Origin of the sequence: Halobaculum litoreum (genome assembly GCF_030127125.1) — an archaeon.
Taxonomy (GTDB): domain Archaea; phylum Halobacteriota; class Halobacteria; order Halobacteriales; family Haloferacaceae; genus Halobaculum; species Halobaculum litoreum.
Window position 1 is genome coordinate 451,327 of the sequence record NZ_CP126156.1, and the last position, 18,334, is coordinate 469,660.

Annotated in this window: 19 protein-coding genes and 3 pseudogenes; 10 read left to right on the plus strand and 12 right to left on the minus strand. The window is 71.8% G+C overall.

Translation table 11 applies throughout. The annotated features are described in order from the left end of the window. Positions 1–14: 14 nt before the first annotated feature. The 3 genes and pseudogenes from P0R35_RS02410 to P0R35_RS02420 all read right to left on the minus strand — a co-directional run bounded on the left by P0R35_RS02410 (position 15) and on the right by P0R35_RS02420 (position 3,302). Positions 15–677 carry a potassium channel family protein gene (locus P0R35_RS02410; RefSeq protein ID WP_284013664.1) on the minus strand — a complete coding sequence of 221 codons (663 nt, stop codon included), beginning with the start codon at positions 675–677 and terminating at the stop codon, positions 15–17. Then, positions 674–2,238: pseudogene (locus tag P0R35_RS02415) on the minus strand (APC family permease). The gene P0R35_RS02410 and the pseudogene P0R35_RS02415 overlap by 4 nt, the downstream one beginning before the upstream one ends. Positions 2,239–2,525: 287 nt before the next feature. After that, positions 2,526–3,302, minus strand: coding sequence for an enoyl-CoA hydratase/isomerase family protein (locus tag P0R35_RS02420; protein ID WP_284013665.1), 777 nt, complete (start codon positions 3,300–3,302; stop codon positions 2,526–2,528). A gap of 151 nt (positions 3,303–3,453) precedes the next feature. On the opposite strand from P0R35_RS02420, the gene P0R35_RS02425 reads away from it, so the two are divergent. Both P0R35_RS02425 and P0R35_RS02430 read left to right on the plus strand, forming a co-directional pair. After that, entirely contained in the window at positions 3,454–4,383 is a 930-nt protein-coding gene (locus P0R35_RS02425) for a dimethylarginine dimethylaminohydrolase family protein (RefSeq protein ID WP_284013666.1), read from the plus strand. 84 nt (positions 4,384–4,467) lie between these two features. Next, the gene (locus P0R35_RS02430; RefSeq protein ID WP_284013667.1) at positions 4,468–4,983 is read left to right on the plus strand and encodes a DUF5797 family protein; all 516 of its coding nucleotides are present in this window, start codon (positions 4,468–4,470) and stop codon (positions 4,981–4,983) included. Positions 4,984–4,995: 12 nt separating this feature from the next. Here P0R35_RS02430 and P0R35_RS02435 read toward each other — a convergent pair whose 3' ends face one another. Continuing rightward, a complete protein-coding gene (locus P0R35_RS02435; RefSeq protein WP_284013668.1) occupies positions 4,996–5,976 on the minus strand; it encodes a DUF5787 family protein in 981 nt (326 codons plus the stop codon). A gap of 100 nt (positions 5,977–6,076) precedes the next feature. Further along, the gene (locus tag P0R35_RS02440) at positions 6,077–6,538 is read right to left on the minus strand and encodes a bis(5'-nucleosyl)-tetraphosphatase (protein ID WP_284013669.1); all 462 of its coding nucleotides are present in this window, start codon (positions 6,536–6,538) and stop codon (positions 6,077–6,079) included. Between the two features lie 218 nt (positions 6,539–6,756). Between P0R35_RS02440 and P0R35_RS02445 the strand changes: the two genes are divergently transcribed. The 3 genes and pseudogenes from P0R35_RS02445 to P0R35_RS02455 all read left to right on the plus strand — a co-directional run bounded on the left by P0R35_RS02445 (position 6,757) and on the right by P0R35_RS02455 (position 8,222). Further along, positions 6,757–7,089 carry an uS10/mL48 family ribosomal protein gene (locus P0R35_RS02445; RefSeq protein ID WP_284013670.1) on the plus strand — a complete coding sequence of 111 codons (333 nt, stop codon included), beginning with the start codon at positions 6,757–6,759 and terminating at the stop codon, positions 7,087–7,089. Positions 7,090–7,114: 25 nt separating this feature from the next. Further along, positions 7,115–7,778 (plus strand): annotated as a pseudogene (locus P0R35_RS02450) (2,5-diamino-6-(ribosylamino)-4(3H)-pyrimidinone 5'-phosphate reductase). Positions 7,779–7,886: 108 nt separating this feature from the next. Continuing rightward, a complete protein-coding gene (locus P0R35_RS02455) occupies positions 7,887–8,222 on the plus strand; it encodes a thioredoxin family protein (protein ID WP_284013671.1) in 336 nt (111 codons plus the stop codon). 9 nt (positions 8,223–8,231) lie between these two features. Here the strand turns inward: P0R35_RS02455 and P0R35_RS02460 are convergent, their stop codons facing one another. From P0R35_RS02460 to hflX, 3 genes are all read right to left on the minus strand, one after another. Continuing rightward, a complete protein-coding gene (locus tag P0R35_RS02460; protein WP_284013672.1) occupies positions 8,232–9,032 on the minus strand; it encodes an inositol monophosphatase family protein in 801 nt (266 codons plus the stop codon). 64 nt (positions 9,033–9,096) lie between these two features. After that, positions 9,097–9,237 (minus strand): hypothetical protein, encoded by a 141-nt coding sequence (locus P0R35_RS02465; RefSeq protein ID WP_284013673.1) that lies wholly within the window; start codon positions 9,235–9,237, stop codon positions 9,097–9,099. 85 nt (positions 9,238–9,322) lie between these two features. Beyond that, on the minus strand, positions 9,323–10,663 hold the full coding sequence (hflX, locus tag P0R35_RS02470) for a GTPase HflX (RefSeq protein ID WP_284014680.1): 1,341 nt from the start codon (positions 10,661–10,663) through the stop codon (positions 9,323–9,325). Positions 10,664–10,865: 202 nt separating this feature from the next. Here hflX and P0R35_RS02475 point away from each other — a divergent pair, with 202 nt between their 5' ends. Further along, entirely contained in the window at positions 10,866–11,207 is a 342-nt protein-coding gene (locus P0R35_RS02475) for an FUN14 domain-containing protein (RefSeq protein ID WP_276239219.1), read from the plus strand. A gap of 54 nt (positions 11,208–11,261) precedes the next feature. Here P0R35_RS02475 and P0R35_RS02480 read toward each other — a convergent pair whose 3' ends face one another. The 3 genes and pseudogenes from P0R35_RS02480 to P0R35_RS02490 all read right to left on the minus strand — a co-directional run bounded on the left by P0R35_RS02480 (position 11,262) and on the right by P0R35_RS02490 (position 14,044). Continuing rightward, positions 11,262–11,987, minus strand: a complete 726-nt coding sequence (locus tag P0R35_RS02480) for a ribosome assembly factor SBDS (protein WP_284013674.1) — start codon at positions 11,985–11,987, stop codon at positions 11,262–11,264. A gap of 89 nt (positions 11,988–12,076) precedes the next feature. Continuing rightward, the gene (gene moaC / locus P0R35_RS02485; protein ID WP_284013675.1) at positions 12,077–12,598 is read right to left on the minus strand and encodes a cyclic pyranopterin monophosphate synthase MoaC; all 522 of its coding nucleotides are present in this window, start codon (positions 12,596–12,598) and stop codon (positions 12,077–12,079) included. Between the two features lies 1 nt (position 12,599). Continuing rightward, positions 12,600–14,044 (minus strand): annotated as a pseudogene (locus P0R35_RS02490) (NAD(P)H-hydrate dehydratase). A 170-nt stretch (positions 14,045–14,214) separates the two neighbouring features. On the opposite strand from P0R35_RS02490, the gene P0R35_RS02495 reads away from it, so the two are divergent. From P0R35_RS02495 to P0R35_RS02505, 3 genes are all read left to right on the plus strand, one after another. Further along, complete coding sequence (locus tag P0R35_RS02495) at positions 14,215–14,505, plus strand: ribonuclease P protein component 4 (protein WP_284013676.1); 291 nt, start codon at positions 14,215–14,217, stop codon at positions 14,503–14,505. Between the two features lie 70 nt (positions 14,506–14,575). Further along, positions 14,576–14,824, plus strand: coding sequence for a YhbY family RNA-binding protein (locus tag P0R35_RS02500; RefSeq protein ID WP_284013677.1), 249 nt, complete (start codon positions 14,576–14,578; stop codon positions 14,822–14,824). Beyond that, positions 14,821–15,795: a mechanosensitive ion channel family protein gene (locus P0R35_RS02505; protein WP_284013678.1), complete on the plus strand. Its 975-nt coding sequence runs from the start codon at positions 14,821–14,823 to the stop codon at positions 15,793–15,795. The genes P0R35_RS02500 and P0R35_RS02505 overlap by 4 nt, the downstream gene beginning before the upstream one ends. A gap of 39 nt (positions 15,796–15,834) precedes the next feature. Here P0R35_RS02505 and P0R35_RS02510 read toward each other — a convergent pair whose 3' ends face one another. Next, the gene (locus P0R35_RS02510; protein ID WP_284013679.1) at positions 15,835–16,980 is read right to left on the minus strand and encodes an acyl-CoA dehydrogenase; all 1,146 of its coding nucleotides are present in this window, start codon (positions 16,978–16,980) and stop codon (positions 15,835–15,837) included. 164 nt (positions 16,981–17,144) lie between these two features. Between P0R35_RS02510 and P0R35_RS02515 the strand changes: the two genes are divergently transcribed. Next, on the plus strand, positions 17,145–18,224 hold the full coding sequence (locus P0R35_RS02515) for a phytoene/squalene synthase family protein (protein ID WP_284013680.1): 1,080 nt from the start codon (positions 17,145–17,147) through the stop codon (positions 18,222–18,224). The last annotated feature ends 110 nt before the right edge of the window (positions 18,225–18,334 follow it).

The following is an 18,334-nucleotide window of genomic DNA, read 5'->3' on the forward strand; positions in this document are numbered from 1 at the left end:
CCCCAGCGCGGGCGTCACCCCCGGAACAGCCGCCGGATCTCGTCGATGACGTCGCCCTCCGCGGCGACGAGGTACGTCGCCCCCGGCGTCAGCGCCGTGTCCGCGCCGGCGACGTGCTCGCCCTCGGCGCCGGAGATGACGAGGCTCCCCCGCGGGAGCGACACCTCCCGGAGGGTCCGGCCCGCGACCGGGGCCGACTCCGCGACCGTCACCTCGATCACCTCCAACTCCCCGGCGAGCGCCTCGATCGTGCGGACCACCTCGCCGCCCTCGATCTCGTTGACCGCGCGGCGGGCGCCGGCGCGCTCGGGGTAGACGACGTGGTCGACGAACGGCTCGAACTCGGCGGTGTCCGGCTCCGTCGTCCGCAACACGGTGCGGACCTCCGGGGCGAGCCGCTTGGCCGCGAGACACACCGCGAGGTTGGTGCCGAGCGTGTTCGTCAGCGCGGCGACCACGTCGGCGCGCCCGGGCGCCGCCTGTGCGAGCACCGACGGGCGCGCGGCGTCCCCCTCGATGATCGTCGCGACGTACTCGTCGGCGGCCGCGGCGACCCGCTCGGGGTTGCGCTCGACGATCACCACGTCGTGGCCGCGCTCGGCGAGCGAGCGCGCGCTCTCCAGCCCGACGCGACCGCTCCCGACGACGACGACCCTCAGGTCCTCACGCGCGCTCATCGTTCCTCCTCCGTGTCAGTCGCGTCGGGATCCACTTCTACTTCCCGGGCGTCGCCGTCGGCCGGAGACGCCCCCTCGCGCTCGCCCCACGGGTCGGGGTCGGCCGTCGTCGGCGTGTCGACCACGACCGGGGCGTCCGCGTCCCCGTCGGCGCCCGACGCCGACCCACCCGCCGCCGACGTCGGGCCATCGTCGACCGCCGGCTCGCCGCGCCCGAACGGGATCGACGGGCGGTGGAGGGCGACGTAGAACACGACGCCGATCCCGAGCCACCCGATCGCGATCGCCCACGTCTCCGGCGAGATGAACAGGCCCAACAGGAGGTTCAACACGATCCCGAGCAGCGGCGCGGCCGGGTAGAACGGCACCTCGAAGGGGCGCGCGAGGTTCGGCCGCTGTCGCCGCAGGCGGATCACCGCGAGGTTCACCACGGCGAACCCGAGCAGCGAGAACAGGCTCGCGAGGTTGCCGACGACCCGGATCGGCGCCACGAGCGTCGCGATCAGCATCACCACCGCGCTGGCGGCGATGGCGAGCCACGGCGTCCCGAACCGGGGGGTGGATCCGCCCGAGGCGGGCCGGCAGTTGGCGCTCGCGGCCCATCGCGAACGCGACGCGGCTCGACCCGATGACGACGGCGTTGAGCGCGCTGATCGTCGAGAACACCGCGCCGAACGCGATGAGCGCCCCGCCGAGCGGCGCGCCGAACACGCCCACGTCGGGCATGAAGCCGATCGCCGCCTCCGCGACGGCGGTCTCGCCGGCGGCCGCCAACAGCTTCCGGGCCGAGCGTCCCGATGGCGACGCCGACGACGAGGAGGTAGACGACGACCGTCACGACCACCGACGCGAGGATCGCCCGCGGGATGTTCGTCGTCGGGTTCTCCACCTCCTCGGTGACGGTGGCGATCAGGTCGTACCCCTGGAACGCGATGAACGTCAGCCCCATCGCCGGGAGGACGGTGAGCGCGCCGCCCTCGGCCGGGAACAGCGGGACGAAGTTGGCGCCGTCGATCGCGCCGATGCCGAACGCGACGAACACGAGGAGGATGACGATCTTCACCGCGGTCACGAGCGTCTCGGCGCCGCCGGACGCCTCCGTCGACACGGCGTTCAGCCCGACGAACGAGACGACCGCGAACAGCGCGTACGCCACGATCCACGGCTCCGAGGAGGGGAGGCCGGGCCAGTAGAGGTGGACCAACTCGACGAAGTTCGACGAGAAGCCCAGCGCGTACAGCGCCCCGGCGGCCATGTACGTGAACCACCGCGTCCACCCCATCACGAACGCGACCGGCGAGGAGAACGCCTCGCGGACGTACGCGTAGCCGCCGCCGTTCTTCGGGATCGCCGCCGCCAACTCCGCGTACGACAGCGCGGTGAACGTCGTCACGCCGCCGTTGAGCGCGAACGCGACGATGGCCCCCGCGCCGGCGGTCTCGGCGGCCAGCCCCGTCAGCACGAAGATCCCCGCGCCGATCATCGCCCCGATGCCGATCATCGTGGCGTCCAACAGCCCGAGGTTCGTCGCCGGCGAGCGACGACCGTGCGTCCCGCTCATCGCGCCACCGCCATGTGCTGTGGTACCGTTTCGACCGCGGCGTGGAAAACGTGCCGACGGTGTCACGACCCCGAGAGCGACCCGGACGGCGCGTGGAGCCGCCCGGGCCCCGCTCGCACTCCGTCGGCTCGCTCCCTCCGGTCGCTCGACGGCGCCCGTCTCGTGGCGGCTCGGGCCGCGCGGCTCCGCCGCGCCCACCTCGCCGCCGGAAGCCGAGGGCTCGCGTCGCTCGCCCTCGCCCCGCTCGCACTCCGTCGTCTCGCTCCCTCCGGTCGCTCGACGACGCCTTACTCGAACTCGGGGTCGCGCTTCTCCACGAACGCGTCCATCCCCTCGCGCTGGTCGTGGGTCCCGAACAGCCCCGAGAACACGCGCTGTTCGTACTCCAGCCCCGCGGCGAGCCCCGTCTCGTACGACTGGTTGATCGCCTCCTTCGCGGCCGCCAGCGCGAAGCGGGGCTGGGCGGCCAGGTCCGCGGTGAGGTCGTCGATCCGCGCGTCCAACTGGTCGTGGGCGACGACCTCGCCGACCAGCCCGTACTCGTGGGCGTCGGTCGCGTCGATGCGCTCGCCGAACAGGATCAGCCGCCGCGCCACCTCGTCGTTCACGAGCCGCGGGAGCCGCTGGGTGCCGCCCCACCCGGGCACGATCCCCAGATCGATCTCCGTCTGCCCGAACACCGCGTTCTCGGCGGCGACGCGCAGGTCACACGCCAGCGCGAGCTCGCAGCCCCCGCCGAACGCGTACCCGTTCACCGCCGCGACCGACGGCGCCGGGAACGTCTCCAGCGACCGCGCGACGTCGTGACCCAACTCGGCGTACGCCTGCGCCTCCGGCGTCCCGAGGTCCTTCATGTAGGAGATGTCCGCCCCGGCGATGAACGCCGTGTCGCCCGCGCCGGTGAGCACGAGCGCGCGGGCGTCGGCCGCCTCCGCCTCGGCGATCGCCGATCGGAGCGCCTCCAGCGTCGCCACGTTGAGCGCGTTCAGTTTGTCTGGCCGGTCGACGGTGATGGTCGCGACGCCGTCGGTCACCTCGAAGCGGAGTGTGTCCCACTCGGACATACCCGCCGTGTCTCGGTGCGGCGAGAAAGCCGTACGGGTCGCGGACCGGCACTTCGTCGACACACGCGTGCCCGACTAGTACCAGAATAACCGTGCGTACGGCCGGTTTCGGCGCGACTTACAATAGATCGATCCAGCGGATCCGGGACCAATGTCGACGATCGAACGAACCGTGTACGACGACCGCGCCCCGCCGCCGCTCGACCGGCCGACCCTCCCGCGACGCCCCGCCCACGACACCGTGGTGCTCGTCGCGCCGACGTACTTCGACGTCCGCTACCGGATCAACCCCTACATGGGCGGCCGCGTCGACGCCGCCCGCGCGCGCAGCGAGTGGGACCGCCTGCGCCGCGTGTACGAACGCTACGCCGAGCGCGTCGTCGTCCTCGATCCGGACCGGTACGGCACGCCGGCCCCCGGCGGGGCCGACCACGTCCCGCCCGCCGCGCTCCCGGACCTCGTGTTCGCCGCGAACCTCGGGTTCCCGACGGCGGACGGCGGGGCCGTCGTGCGTGCGCGGATGGCCACCGACGAGCGCGCCGGCGAGCCCGCGCACTTCGCTCGCTGGTGTCGCGCGGTCGGCTACGAGGTGTACGACCTCCCCGGGGACGTCGCCTTCGAGGGCGCGGGCGACGCCGTCTGGCACCCCGGCCGGCGGCTCGTGTGGGGCGGCCACGGCGTCCGCACGGACCGCGCGGCGTACGACGACGTCGCCGGCCTCGTCGACGCGCCGGTCGTGACGCTGGAACTGTCCGACGACCGCTTCTACCACCTCGACGTCTGCTTCGCCCCGCTGACCGAGTCGACCGCCCTTGTCGTGCCGGAGGCGTTCACCGAGGCCGGGCGCGCCAGCATCGACGCGCTGTTCGACGAGGTGGTCGAGGTGCCGCTCGCGGAGGCGACGGGCGACCTCGCGTGCAACTGCCACTGCGTCGACGGCGAACACGTCCTCCTCGCCGCGGGGAACCCCGAGACGGAGCGCCGACTGCGCGAGGCGGGGTTCACGCCGGTGCCGGTCGCGACCGGCGAGTTCCGGAAGGCGGGCGGGTCGGTGCGCTGTCTGTCGCTGACGCTGGGGTGAGGCACACGCGGGGGCCGCCGCCGGACCGCCCGGCGACTCGCGGAACCGGGACGCCCAAATACTGCGCCCGGGAACCCTCCCGCCATGAGCGACCTCACCGACGAGGAGTTGGAGCGCCTCGGCGACGTGGTGCGGCTCCAGCCGACGAAGAACAGCGAACTCGGCGACCGGTGGGGGATGGACAGCGGCAGCGACGTGCACGGCTATCTGGAGAACCACCTGAAGGACTACTACTACCGCGACGACAACAGCCTCATCCGCGCGACGAGCGAGGCGGCCGAGCTCACCGGCGTCGAGCCGGGCATCGTCGACGACGGCGACGACCCGGACGCGGTGCCGGAGCGCCTCACCGTCCCCGAACTTCACGCGCAGGTGTTCCGCGTCGTCGCCGACCACGACGAGCGCTCGGAGTCGGTCGTCTCCGTGCTGAACAAGGTCCGCGAGGCGTACGGCGTCGACCCCGGGGCGGGCGACGTGCGCCGCGCGCTCCAGAGCCTCCGCCGGAAGAACGTCGTCGAAGTGGTCTACCGGACGGTGCCGACGTTCAAGCTGGCGGTGCCGCGCGAGGACGTCGAGGTCGTCGCCGAGAGCGAGGCGTAGGCGGTCCGTCGGTCACTCGCCCGCCCGTTCGCGCTCCCGCTCGCGGCGCCGCTCCAACAGCGCCCGGACCCCCTTCCCCGGCCCGCCCTCGACCGGCCAGCCGTTCGTCCGCCACCCCGGCGGCTCCGGCGAGAACGACGGACAGCCGCCCTTGCACTCGGCGGCCGTGGGGACCCGTCCCTTCGCGGCGCAGTACGGGACGAGCGCGCGCCCCCGTCGCCGGAGCTCGAAGTGGCGACAGTCCGGCCGCATCGTCTCGCGGAACGAGCGCCACCCCTTCCCGTAGGCGCGCTCGGCCAGCAGCAGGCGGCGTCGCGGGTCGCCGTCGGCGCGCAGCGTCGTCGGGTGCCACACGACCTCGCCGGCGTCGGCGGCGACGCCGTCGGCGAAGTCGAACTCCAGCACGCCCACCTCGACGGGCATGTCCTCCAACAGGGCGGGCGAGACGCGCTCGCCGGTCGCGCCGGTCGCGACCCACACCTCGTCGGCGAGGCCGGCCTCCACGTCGTGGCGGAGCTGGTCGGCGAGTGCCCGCGCGGCGCTGGCGTCCAGATCCGGCTTGTTCTCGACCGCGACGACGCGCTCGACCCAGTCGGGGTACTCGCGGACGCGGCGGAACTCGATCCGGCCGTTCGCACCGGGCCGCTTCTCGACGAGGTCCAGCGCCGCCGCCCGGTGGATCGCCTCGCGGACGTAGCGCCACGGGAACCCCGGGTCGTCGAGCGCGTCGCGGTACCACGTCCACTCGGCCGGCGCGCCGCGGACGACGCGCAGCAGGTCCGAGTCCAGTCCGTCCTCGCCGAACGCCCGACGGGCCGCGAACGCGTCGGGGTCGACCTCGACGACGACCGTGTCCCAGCGACGGTCGCGGGTGCCGAGCTGTCGGGCGACGACGGCCGGGCGGCGTCCCTCGGCGGGGTGCCACGCCAACTCCGCCCACCGACACACGAGCAGTTCGAAGGCGAACTCGCTGTCGCCCGGACCCGGAAACACGTGCCTCCGTGGGGTCAGCGCCGACTAACGCCTTTCGGTGACGGCGCGGCCGCTGCGGGGCGTGGGGTCGAACCGCGACGCGACTGGGGGTCGCGCGGCGTCAGGTCTCGCTGTCGAGCAGGTAGCCCTCGGCCTCGGTGGCCGCGAGCTCGTCGAGGTAGTCGTGCGCGTCGCGGAGGATGTCCCGGGGACCGTCCTGGGTGATGGTGTTGAGCGCCTGCTCGTAGTCGCGCCACTGGAGGTCGCGGTGTTCGGTGGACAGCTCCGCGGAGGCCTCGAACGAGTGGGCGATGAACAGGTGCACCGTCTTGTGGATGGTGTCGCCGCCCGCCTCGAACACGTAGTCGTACTCCTCGCGGAAGCCGTCGATGAGCCGGAAGTCCTCGACTCCCGCCTCCTCGGTCACTTCCCTGATCGCCGTCTGCTGGAGCTCCTCTTCCCCTTCGACCCCGCCCTTGGGAAACTCCCAGTCCCCGGGTCGGCTCTTCAGGAGCAGGTACTCCCGTTTGCCGCGGGTGTCGCGGAAGAGGATGGCTCCAGCGCTAGTCGCTTCGACCGGCATTGCCGACAGGTAAGCAACCCCGGTTCAAGAGTATGTCGGAGCGGAAACCCCCTGCCCGCGGGCGAGGGACGCCGAAACGACACGAGCGGCGGCGAGCGGGCGCGCGGGGGTGCCGGGGCGGCCACGCGCCGCCGGCCATGTCACCCCGCCACGTGGCGAGGAACGGGTAGATGCGTTTTTCACGCTCTGGCGACACGGGTGGTGTAGACCCCCAGCTCATGACCTTCGTAACCAAACTCCGATTCCAAAGCGGGGATCGGGCCGCGCTCGACGACACCGTGAACAGCCTGCGATCCATGCTCGAACGCAAGGGCGCCGAGTGCAAGGGCCCCCACACCGAGCCCGCCGAACGCGTCCGCGTGCCGCTGTACGAGGGCCTCTCCTCGGGCGACTCCCTCGGTAACTGGGAGTTCGAGGTGTTCGCGCGCCGCCTCGAGATCCACGGCAACGACCACATCGCCCGCGAGGTCGGCCACATGGACTTCCCCGACTCCGTCCACGTCGAGATCGAAGTCGAGCAGAAGAAGCCGCTCGGCTACCGGCAGAACTGAAGCCGCGCCCCGCGGAGTCACCGCCGTGTACGTCCACGTCAACGCCGCCGTCTCCGCCGACGGGAAGCTCTCCTCGCGCCGCCGCGAACAGGTCCGGATCAGCGGCGCCGCCGACTTCGACCGCGTCGACCGGATCCGCGCGGCCGCCGACGCCGTCCTCGTCGGCGTCGGCACGGTGCTCGCGGACGACCCCCACCTCACGCTCGACGAGGAGGACCGCCGCGTCCAGCGGCTCCGCAACGGCCGCCCCGGCAACCCCGCGCGCGTCGTCGCGGACTCGCGCGCCCGCACGCCCACCGACGCCCGGATCCTCGACGACGAGGCGACCACCTACCTGCTCGTGAGCGACCGCGCGCCCCCGACCGCCGCGACGCGCTGCGCGAGGCCGGCGCCGAGGTCGTCGCCGCCGGCGGCGACGACGGCCGCGTCGACTTCCGCGCGGCGTTCGACGCGCTCGAACGCGAGGGCGTCGAGCGCACGATGGTCGAGGGGGCGGCGAGGTCATCTTCTCGCTGTTCGACGCCGACCTCGTCGACGAACTCACGCTGTACGTCGGTTCGCTCGTGATCGGCGGCCGCGAGGCGCCGACGCTCGCCGACGGCGAGGGGTTCGTCGACGACTTCCCGCGACTCGACCTCGTCGACGTGGCCCGCGTCGACGACGGCGTGCTGTTGTCGTACGAACCCTGAGAGGGGACGCCGGGCCGCCGTCGCCGTGCGCCGGCCGCCGCCGACGGTCGTGCGTGCCGCCGACATTCGTGTGGAACGGTTATCCCCGCGACTCGCCAACGACGGGGCATGAGCAGCCAGACCGCCGCGACCGAGCCGATCCACGTCGAGAGCGTCGAGCAGTTCGAGGAGCTGACGAGCGAGGGGATCGTCCTCGTCGACTACTACGCCGACTGGTGTGGGCCGTGCAAGATGCTGGAGCCGACCGTCGAGGCGCTCGCCGCCGAGGAGGAGGACCTCACCGTGCTGAAGGTCGACGTCGACGCGTTCCAGGGGCTCGCACAGGACGCCGGCGTCCGCGGCATCCCGGCGCTGCAGTTCTACGCGAACGGCGAGCCCGCCGAGCGCCTCGTCGGCGTCCAGGAGAAGGAGAACCTCCAGCGCGTGCTCGCGTCGCTGCGGTAGTCGCCGCCCCTACTCCTCGACGGGCGCGAACGCCTCGACGAGCGCGTCGTGCGCCTCGTCGTTCGAGGCGATCAACCCGGTCGCCCCGGGCGTCCAGCGGTCGCCGTGGACGTCCGTGACGCGGCCGCCGGCCCGCCGTACGAGGTGGACGCCGGCGACGGTGTCCCAGTCGTTGAGCGCGACCGTCGAGACGGTCGCCTCCAGTTCCCCGGTCGCGACGCCCGACAGCGCCGCCTGCGCGCAGCCGAACCGCCGGACGTCGCCGAACGAGTCGAGCACCGTCCCGACGACGGCCGTCAGCTCCCGCCGGTGGCGCGGGGAGACGCCGAAGACGGGGTTCACGGTGAACGCCGCGGTGTCGGTCGTGTCGCTCACCGTCGCCGGGTCGCCGTCGCGGCGCGTCCCGGCGTCGCCGGCGACGTACAGGTCGCCCGTCGCCGGCGCGTAGTTGGCGGCCGCGACCGGTTCGCCGTCGCGGCAGGCGGCGACGCTCGTCATCCACACCCGGTTGCCGGCGGCGTAGTTCACCGTCCCGTCGACCGGGTCGACGACCCACGCGTCGCCCGTCGCCGGCACCGTCTTCCGTGCGTCCTCCTCCTCGCCGACGAACGCGTCGTCGGGGTACGCGTCGGCGAGGAAGCCGGCGACCGTCTCCTGCACGGCCCGGTCGACGGCGGTGACCGCGTCCATCGGGCCGTCCGCCTTCGTCTCCACCGCCGGCGCCGAGCGGAACGACTCCATCGCGCGGTCCCCGCCGCGGCGGGCGGCCGCGATCGCCGTCTCGAGCCGGTCGCTCGCGTCGTCTGCCATACCGGTCGCTCGGGCGGCCGGTACAAACCTCGGTCGGTCCCCGCCGGCGGGGGCCGCGGGTGGGTCAGTGGACCCGGCCCACGGCGACCGCGTGGTCCGCGCGTTCGGCGTGGTCGTCGGCGACCCGGGCGGCCTCCTCCTCGGTGGGGCGCAGCGACTCGGTGCGACAGTCGCGACAGACGACGTGGAACAGGGAGTGGCTCATGCGGGCGGCCCCACACGGCGCCACCCAATTAGTATCGGCCGACTAACCCGTCCGAAACTGCCGATCCGGCGCTCGCGACCGCCGGCTACGCCGACTCGACCGACTCGGCCGCCGCGTCGCGCTCGACCTCCGCGGCGCGGGCGCGCGCCCGCTCGACGACGGAGGGCGGCGCCTCGAACTCCAGGTCCACCTGGCGGCCGTCGTACTCCTCGCGCTCGACGTGGCCGTTGTCGTGGACCCACGAGACGAGGCTCATCGCCTCGTCCGACAGCGGGAGCAGCAGGCGTTCGCGCTTCCAGTCCGGCAACTCCGCCTCGACGCGGCCACACAGCGTCTCGATGCGGTCGCCCGTGAGCCCCGACACGCACACGGGGTTCGGCGCCAGCGCCGACAGCGCCTCGCGCTTGCGCCGGAGTTCGTCGTCGTCGACGCGGTCGACCTTGTTGAACACCGTGACGATGGGCGCCTCGTTGCGCTCGTACAGCGTGTCGTGGGAGGTGACCAGCTTCTCGCGCATCTCCTCGACCGGCTCGCTCGCGTCGACGACCAGCAGGACCAGATCCGCGTGGTACACCGAGTCGAGCGTCGACTTGAACGACTCCACCAGCCAGTGCGGGAGGTCGGAGATGAACCCCACCGTGTCCGTGAGCAGGACGTCCCGTTTCCCCGTGTTCGCGCGGCGGGTGGTCGTCCCGAGCGTCGTGAACAGTTGGTTCTGCGACTCGGCGGTCGTGTCGATGTCGGGGTGTTTCTCGGCGTTCTCGTCGACGTCGAGGTCGTCGGCGAGTCGCCGGAGCAGCGTCGACTTGCCGGCGTTCGTGTACCCCGCGAGCGCGACGAGGTCGAACCCCGACTCGCGACGACGCTCGCGACGCTCCTCCTCCTTCTCGGCGATGGCGTCGAGTTCGTCCTTGATACGGCTGATCTGGGACTTGATGTCGCGCTCGCGCGACTCGTCGTACTCGCCCAGCCCCATGAACCCGGGGCGCTCGTCGCGCTTGGCGAGGCTGGCCTTCACCTCCGCGCGCGGGAGCTCGTAGCGGAGCTCCGCGAGTTCGACCTGCAGTTGCGCCTTGCGAGTCCGGGCGCGCTGCCCGAAGATGTCGAGGATCAGCGTGAAGCGGTCGATCACCTCGACGCCCTCCGGGAGCTTCGACCCGATGTTGAACGTCTGGTAGGGGCCCACCTCGTTGTCGATGATCACCACGTCCGCGTCCTCGCGGACGACCAGCGCGGCGAGTTCCTCCGCCTTCCCCTCGCCGAAGTGGTAGGCTGGGTCCTGGTCGCGCGTCTGCGTGAGCGACGCGGTCACCTCGTAGCCGGCCGCGGCCGCCAGCTCGGTGATCTCGGTCAGGTCGGCGCGCCCGCTGTCGACCCGTTTGGCGACGACGGCCGTGAGGTCCTCGCCGGTACGGCGGTCAGGGATGGGTACCGTCCACCCCGTGGTTCGAGTCGTGTCGCATACGCGCGGGTACGCGGCCGGTGGACTTCAATTCCGCGCCGACCCCGTTCGACCGGCCGGACCCGGAGAGCCGAACACAGCCGGCCGCAACGCGGAGGGCGACCGACACGAACCTGTCGACACGTACCCCACAAACGACTTAACGGGGGACGGCCCATCCCGGGGTATGCCAGGGCCAGAAGTGATCGCACAGTTGGGTATCGACCCCCAGAAACTCGGGCTCGAACTCGGGACGGGCGCCGTGATCGGCGGGATCATCGGGTTCGCGGCCAAGAAGGTCGCGAAGCTGATCGCCGTCATCATCGGGCTGGAGCTCGCGCTGTTCAAGTTCCTCGAGTCGCGGGAGATCCTCACCGTCAACTGGGACAAGCTCGGGGGCACGTTCATGTCCGCGGGCGAGGCCGCCACCGCGAGTACGCCGCCGACGTGGGTCCAGACGATCCTCTCGACGCTGTCGGTGTCGGCCGGCTTCACCGGCGGCTTCTTCATCGGGTTCAAGCGCGGATAACGGCGCACCGACACCGCGACCGACGGCCGGCCCGCCGTGCCGGTCCCCGCTCCGTCACCGTCGACTGATCTCGTCTTCCTCTTTGACGACGCGGGTGTCCGCTTCCCCGCTCGACACCTCGTTCACGAGGTCGTAGAACTCGTTTTGCAGCCCCGCGGGGAACGTCACGACGCCGACCCACGAGCCGTCGTTTTGCCACTCCTCGCGCTCGAGGTCGCCGAACTCGCGCACTTTCGCCTGTCCCGAGCCCGCGTAGTCCGCCGGGAGCTGGACCGCGATGGTCACCTCGTCGAACCGGATCGGGATCACCGGCCGCAGCGCCTCCAGCGCGTCGTCGATCTGGTTCTCCACGGGCTCCATCGGGTCGAGCGTGAACCCGGCCTCCTCCAGCGCGCGCTCGATACGCTCGGGCGGGTGCGGCGCGTCGTCCATCTGCGGGTTCACCGCGTTGCGGGTGATCTTGTTGATCAGCTGTTTCTCCTTCTGCTCGAGCATCTCCTTTCGCTGCTCGGCGGTGATCTGGATCTCCCCGCGGCGGACGATCTCCGGGATGATCTCCATCGGGTCGGTCGTGCCGAACACCTCCTCGACGTCCTCCTCGGGCGGGCGGTCGCCGCGGGAGGCGTTCTCGAACACGTCCTCGGCGGCGATCACGTCCTCGAGGTCGCCGTCGAACTCGCCGCGCTTCATCGCCAGCGCCGCGTCCGGGTCGATGAGCACTTCGAAGCGGGTGCCGTGGGATTCCAGCCGCGCGGTGACGGCCTCGTCGAGTGATATCATGGACGGTGATACTCCGTCCGGCATTAAAAGGTATCCGCCGACCGTGAGGCGGTGGTCGGTCGGGATCGATACGGGGCGGTGGTGCCCGGCTACTGGAGGACGGTCTTCTCCTTCGACACGACTTCGACGTCCGTGATCCGCGTGTCGGGGTAGCCGCCGGTGGCGTCCTTCTCGGCGGCCTTCACCATGTCCCAGACGACGTTCAGGCCCGTGGTGACGCCCTCCAGCGCCTCCATCTCGCAGCCGGTCGTTCCGGTCGTCTCGACGGCGACCTCGAGGTCGATGCGGTCGTCGTGGACGGCGAACTCGGTGTCGACGTTCGTGATCGGGATCTGGTGGCACATCGGGATCGTCTCCCACGTGTGTTTCACCGCCTGCACCGCGCCGACGCGGGCGGTCGCGAGCACGTCGCCCTTCTTCAGCTCGTTCCCCCGGACCGCCTCGACGGTCGACTCCGTGAGGTGGATCGTGCCGCGGGCGACCGCCCGGCGCGCCGAGTCGGGCTTGTCGCCGACGTTCACCATCTGCACGTCGCCGGCCGCGTCGGTGTGGGTCAGGTCGTCGTCCCGGTCGGCCGCCGCGTCGGCGCCGGGGGTCGCGTCGTCGCTCATGTCACTCCCCACCGTCTCGAAGGGCTTGGGGGATGCGGTCCGGGAGGTCCGACGCCGCGAGCCCGTCGCCGTACGACTCGGCGGCGTCGTCGCCCGCGAGCCCGTTCGCGTACGCCGCCAGCGACGCCGCCTGCAAGGGGGACTCGATCTGTGCCGCGAGCGCGCCCGCGACGCCGGCGAGCACGTCGCCGGTGCCGCCGACGGTCATCCCGGGATTGCCGGTGCGCCCGACGCGCGTCTCCTCGCCGTCGCTGACCACGTCGTACGCTCCCTTCACGAGCAGCGTGTGACCGACCTCGGCGGCGAACTCGCGGACGCGGTCGGCGCGGTCGCGCCAGTCGTCCGCGGTAGTGCCGCCCATCTTCCGCAACTCGCCCTGGTGTGGCGTACAGATCAACTCCGCGTCGGTGTCGACCTCGGGGACGACCTGGAGCGCGTCGGCGTCGACGACCGCGCGGCCGTCGTAGCCCGCGAGGAACTCGCCGACGGCGTCGAGCGTGGACTCGTCGTTCCCGAGCCCTGGCCCGAAGACGACGGTGTCGTGGCCCGCGGCGAGGTCGAGGATGCGCTCGACGTGCGGCGGCGCGAGGTGCTCGCCTGCGAACGGGCGGACGATGAGGTCCGGCCCGTACCCCTGGATCTCGCGGGCGACGTGGTCGGGGCACGCGACCCGGACGAGGTCCGCGCCGGCGCGGAGGGCCGCGCGGGCTGCGAGCGCGGGCGCGCCGGTGTACGGTCCCCCGCCGACGACGAGCACTTCCCCGTTGTCCCCCTTGTGGGAGTCGCTCGCCCGTCGGAGCGCGCGCAGGTCGCCCGGGCCGACGAACGTCTCGGCCGCGTCGGGGATGCCGATGTCGGCGACGGTGACGGCCGCGTCGAGGCTCCCCAACCCGGGTTTCTCGTCGTGGAAGGTGACCACCCGGTCGGCGTCGACGGCGACCCCCGCCGCCTCGCCGGTGTCGGCGTCGACGCCCGAGGGGCGTCCACGGAGACGACGGGCACGTCCGCCGCGTTCAGTCGCCGGGCGACGGCGGCCTCCGGCTCGCGGAGCGCGCCGGTCACGCCGGTGCCCAGCATCGCGTCGACGACGAGGTCGGGGGCGTGCTCGTCGAGGTCGAACGCCCGGGAGTCGCCGACCGCCTCGGTCGCCGCCTCGCTCGCGACGAGCGCGTCCCAGTTCGCCCGCGCGATGTCCGTCGCGATCGTCTCGGGGCGCCCGAGGAGGACGACGTGCGCCTCGTAGTCGTCGAGGAACCGCGCCGCCACCATCGCGTCGCCGCCGTTGTTGCCGCGGCCACACACGAGGAGGACGCGGGCGCCCGGGTCGGCGTGCTCACGGACGGCGTCGGCGACGGCGTTGCCCGACGACTCCATCAGCTGCCTGCGGGGGACGCCGAGCGCCGCGGCGTTGCGGTCGACCATCGCCATCCGCTCGGAGGTGATCATGGCTCTGTGGGCGCTTCGCGCGGGAACGTGTAAAGCGCGCGGGTGATCCCCGGCGGGAGGGAGCCGCGCCGGCGTGGTCGTCGTCGTCATCGCACCGCGGCCACCCGTCGACCCGAAACCGCTATCCGACGCAGTCACGCACCTCCGGCACCCGGAGCGTCGCGACACGAATGAACGAGACACGGATCGCCGAGGAACGCATCGACCGGCTCGCCGCCTTCGCCCGCGAGATGGCCCGCGCCGGCGAGCACGACCGCGCCCGCGAGGCGGTGCGGCTCGCCCGCCGGGTCGCCGAGCGGCATCGCTGCGGCGTCCCCCGGCGCTTCGAGCGGTTCACCTGCGACGCCTGCGACGCGTACCTGCTCCCCGGTCGAAACGCCCGCGTCCGCCTCCAGGAGGGGAGCCACGTCGTCGTCCGCTGCGACTGCGGGGCGACCGCCCGCTACCCGTACGGGGAGTGATCCGCCGGCGCCGTCGTCCGCGGAGGTCGCGAACGGGAACGTTCAAACCGCTTCCGCCGGTAGCGAGCCCATGACCGATCAGGAGCGCCGAAAGCGCGCCCACGACCTCGACGTGACCGTCTGGGTCGGGAAGAAGGGCGTCTCCGCCGTCGTCGACGAACTGGACGACCAGCTGACGGATCGCGACCTCGTGAAGGTGAAGTTCCACCGCTCGGCACAGGCCGGGACCGACGTCGACGAGCTGGCGGCCGACCTCGCGGATCGGGTGTCCGCCGACCTCGTCGAGACGCGCGGCCACACGGCGGTCCTCCACCGATGAGGCTCGGACTGCCGGTGTTGCAGACGGGAACCGGCACCCCGACCGGTGACGGTGGCGGCGGCGGCGACGGCGCCACGGCGGAGCTGCTCACCACGCCCGTCGCCAACTTCCTCGCGGACGTGGGCGTCCCGCCGACGCTCGCGGAGCCGTTGGGCGGGGGGATCACCTTCGCCGTCGTCCTCCTCGTGTTCTACCTCGGCAGCCGCCTGTTCGTCGTGCCGCTCGTCGACCGCGTGCTCGAGGCTCGGGGGCTCGACACCCACGCGAAGCGCCCGCTCCGGAAGGTGGCGAACGTCGTCGTCGTGTTCGCCGGGATCGCCGTCGGCTTCGGTCTCGCGGGCTACGGCGACTTCCTCCAGTCGCTGGCGACCATCGCCGCGGCGGCGACGCTCGCCATCGGCTTCGCGATGCAGGACGTGATCAAGAACTTCGTCGCGGGCATCTTCATCTTCACCGACCGGCCGTTCCGCATCGGCGACTGGATCGAGTGGGACGGCAACTCCGGCATCGTCGAGGACATCTCCTTTCGCGTCTCCCGCGTCCGCACCTTCGACAACGAACTCCTGACGGTTCCGAACTCCCAGCTCACCGACGGCGTCATCAAGAACCCCGTCGCGAAGGACACCCTCCGCATGCAGTTCCTGTTCGGCATCGGCTACGGCGACGACATCGACCACGCCACCGAGATCATCGTCGAGGAGGCCGAGCGCCACCCCGACATCCTCTCGGACCCCGCGCCCTCGGTCCGCCTCACCGAACTCGGCGACAGCTACGTCGGCCTCAAGAGCCGCATCTGGATCGCCAACCCCTCGCGCGCAGACTTCGTCAAGATCCGCGGCGAGTACGTGACGAACGTGAAGAACCGCTTCGACGAGGAGGGCATCGAGATCCCGTTCCCGCAGCGCGACCTCTCGGGTAACGTGGAGCTCAACACGCCCGCCGAGGGCGCCGCGGCGCTGGGCGACGACTGAGAACTGCCGAAAGATTTCGCGTTCGACCCGCGGGCCGACTTACTCGTCCAGCACCTGCCGGGCGATCGTGTTGCGCAGGATCTCGCTGGTGCCCTCGTAGATCTCGTTGAGCTTCGCGTCGCGGTAGTAGCGCTCGACGGGGAAGTCCTTCGTGTAGCCGTAGCCGCCGTGGATCTGGATCGCCTCGTTGGCCACCTCGCGGCTGATCTCGCTGGCGTACAGCTTCGCCTGCGCGGCCTCCTTGATGAACGGCTCGCCCTTGATCTTCAGGTCGGCCGCCTTGTGCATGAGCAGCTCCGCCGCCTGCAGCTTCGTGTCCATGTCCGCGATCTTGTGCTGGATCGCCTGGAACTGCGAGATGGGGCCGCCGAACTGGTCGCGCTCGGTCGCGTACTGGGCCGCCTCCTCCAAGGCGGCGCGTGCGATGCCGACGCCGCGGGCGGCGATGGTGATCCGCCCGCCGTTGAGCGTCTTCAGCGCCTGCACGAAGCCGTCGCCCTCGTCGCCGAGCAGGCGGTCCTCGGGGAGGTACAGGTCGTCGAAGCGGAGTTCGGCCGTCGGACAGCCCTTGTCGCCGAGCTTGTGTTCGGTGCCCTCGACGACGAAGCCGTCGTCCTCCTCGGGCCGGACGACGAACGAGGAGATGCCCTTGTTGCCGGCGTCGGGGTCGGTCTTCGCGAACAGCGTCACCGTGTCGGCGACCGAGCCGTTCGAGATCCAGAGTTTGCCGCCGTTGACGACGTAACCGTCGCCGTCCTTCTCCGCCGTGGTCTCCATCGCGGGCACGTCCGAACCGGCGCCCGCCTCCGACAGCGCGAACGCGCCGATGTCGCGCCCCTCCGCCAGCGGCGTGAGGTACTCCCGCTTCTGCTCCTCGTTCCCGAAGGCGTACAGCATGTTGCCCGCCAGCGAGATGTGCGCGGCGACGACGGTGCCGAGCCCGCCCGAGCCGCGGGAGATCTCCGAGAGGCCGAGCGCGTAGCTGTGGTAGTCGAGGTCGGCGCCGCCGTACTCCTCGGGGAACGGCATCCCCATGAGGCCCAACTCGGCCATCTGGTCCACGAGGTCGCGCGGGAACTCGTCCTCCTCGTCGATCTCGGCGGCCCGCGGCACGATCTCCTCGTCGACGAACTCCGCGACCATGTCGCGGATCTGCTGTTGCTCGGTCGTCAAGCCGAAGTCCATGGTCGACCCTGTGGGTTGGCGGGCTTCAATCTTTGCGGTGTCGCCGCGGACGCGGGGACTGCCGGCGACCGCGGGGCGGTTCGGCCGCCGAGCCGCGGGGGTGTGTCACCCCGCCGCACCACACAGTACTTTTGAACCCTCCTACCTAACGCCCTTCCAACCGAATGCCCGACGCCGACCGCCCAACCGCGACCCACCCCGACGCCGACCTCGCGTGGTGCCACGAGGCCGTGCAGGGGGTCTCGCGTACCTTCGCGCTGACAGTCGACACTCTCGACGAACCGATGTCGTCGTACATCTGTCTCGGCTATCTCGTCTGCCGTATCGCCGACACCGTCGAGGACGCCGACCACATCGCCCCGGACGAACAGGCGGCGCTCCTCCGGGAGTTCGACGCCGCGCTCGACCCCGAGGACGACACGACCGCGACCGGGTTCCGCGCGTCGGTCGACCCGCACCTGCCGCCCGAGGGGGAACGCTCGGCCGACTGGGCGGTCGTCGCCAACGTCGAGCGCGTGTTCGCCACCTTCGAGGCGCTCCCGCCGGAGGTGCGCGCGGCGGTCGTCCCGCCCGCCCGCGAGATGGCGACCGGGATGGCCGACTTCGTCGAGCGCTACGCCGACGACGGCGGCCTCCGCATCGAGACCAAAGGCGAGCTGGAGGAGTACTGCTACTACGTCGCCGGCACCGTCGGGAACCTGATCACGAACCTCGTCACCACCCTCGGCAACGTCGACGAGGAGCGCACCGAGCGGCTGTACGCCGTCGCCGAGGAGTTCGGCCTGCTCCTGCAGCTCGTCAACGTCGCGAAGGACGTCCACGACGACTACACCGAGGAGAACAACGTCTACCTCCCCGCCGAGTGGCTCGACGAGGAGGGCGTCCCCCAAGAGCGGGTCGTCGCGCCCGAGAACCGTGACGGCACCGCGAACGTCGTCTCCCGGACCGCCGGCTTCGCCCGCGGCTTCCTCGACGGCGCCCAGACGTACCTCGAACACGTCCCGCTGGTCGAGGGGAACACCCTCGCGGCGTGGGCCATCCCGTACCTGCTCGCGGTCGGCACCCTGCGGGAACTCTCCGCCCACCCCGAGCGCGCCGTCACCGGCGAGGGCGTGAAGGTGAGCCGCGAGGAGGTGTTCGCCGTCGTGACGGCGGCCCACCGCCACGGTCGCGACGCGCTGCCGCGCCTCCGCGAGTCCATCGCCAGCCAGCCGTTCCACACGACGCCCTCGGCGGCGGACTGAGCGACCGTCGTCGGCGAACGCCCCGGTCACACGACCGTGTCGGGCGGCCCGTCGCCCGTTCGATCGCTCCCGCCGAACGCGTTCCCCTGTGTGGGGTGCGACCGGAACGA

Bases quoted from the DNA above. Each gene is read 5' to 3' on its own strand.
- P0R35_RS02410 (WP_284013664.1), bottom strand. From the start codon at position 677: ATGAGCGCGCGTGAGGACCTGAGGGTCGTCGTCGTCGGGAGCGGTCGC.
- P0R35_RS02420 (WP_284013665.1), bottom strand. From the start codon at position 3,302: ATGTCCGAGTGGGACACACTCCGCTTCGAGGTGACCGACGGCGTCGCG.
- P0R35_RS02425 (WP_284013666.1), top strand. From the start codon at position 3,454: ATGTCGACGATCGAACGAACCGTGTACGACGACCGCGCCCCGCCGCCG.
- P0R35_RS02430 (WP_284013667.1), top strand. From the start codon at position 4,468: ATGAGCGACCTCACCGACGAGGAGTTGGAGCGCCTCGGCGACGTGGTG.
- P0R35_RS02440 (WP_284013669.1), bottom strand. From the start codon at position 6,538: ATGCCGGTCGAAGCGACTAGCGCTGGAGCCATCCTCTTCCGCGACACC.
- P0R35_RS02445 (WP_284013670.1), top strand. From the start codon at position 6,757: ATGACCTTCGTAACCAAACTCCGATTCCAAAGCGGGGATCGGGCCGCG.
- P0R35_RS02455 (WP_284013671.1), top strand. From the start codon at position 7,887: ATGAGCAGCCAGACCGCCGCGACCGAGCCGATCCACGTCGAGAGCGTC.
- P0R35_RS02460 (WP_284013672.1), bottom strand. From the start codon at position 9,032: ATGGCAGACGACGCGAGCGACCGGCTCGAGACGGCGATCGCGGCCGCC.
- P0R35_RS02465 (WP_284013673.1), bottom strand. From the start codon at position 9,237: ATGAGCCACTCCCTGTTCCACGTCGTCTGTCGCGACTGTCGCACCGAG.
- P0R35_RS02475 (WP_276239219.1), top strand. From the start codon at position 10,866: ATGCCAGGGCCAGAAGTGATCGCACAGTTGGGTATCGACCCCCAGAAA.
- P0R35_RS02480 (WP_284013674.1), bottom strand. From the start codon at position 11,987: ATGATATCACTCGACGAGGCCGTCACCGCGCGGCTGGAATCCCACGGC.
- moaC (WP_284013675.1), bottom strand. From the start codon at position 12,598: ATGAGCGACGACGCGACCCCCGGCGCCGACGCGGCGGCCGACCGGGAC.
- P0R35_RS02495 (WP_284013676.1), top strand. From the start codon at position 14,215: ATGAACGAGACACGGATCGCCGAGGAACGCATCGACCGGCTCGCCGCC.
- P0R35_RS02500 (WP_284013677.1), top strand. From the start codon at position 14,576: ATGACCGATCAGGAGCGCCGAAAGCGCGCCCACGACCTCGACGTGACC.
- P0R35_RS02505 (WP_284013678.1), top strand. From the start codon at position 14,821: ATGAGGCTCGGACTGCCGGTGTTGCAGACGGGAACCGGCACCCCGACC.
- P0R35_RS02510 (WP_284013679.1), bottom strand. From the start codon at position 16,980: ATGGACTTCGGCTTGACGACCGAGCAACAGCAGATCCGCGACATGGTC.
- P0R35_RS02515 (WP_284013680.1), top strand. From the start codon at position 17,145: ATGCCCGACGCCGACCGCCCAACCGCGACCCACCCCGACGCCGACCTC.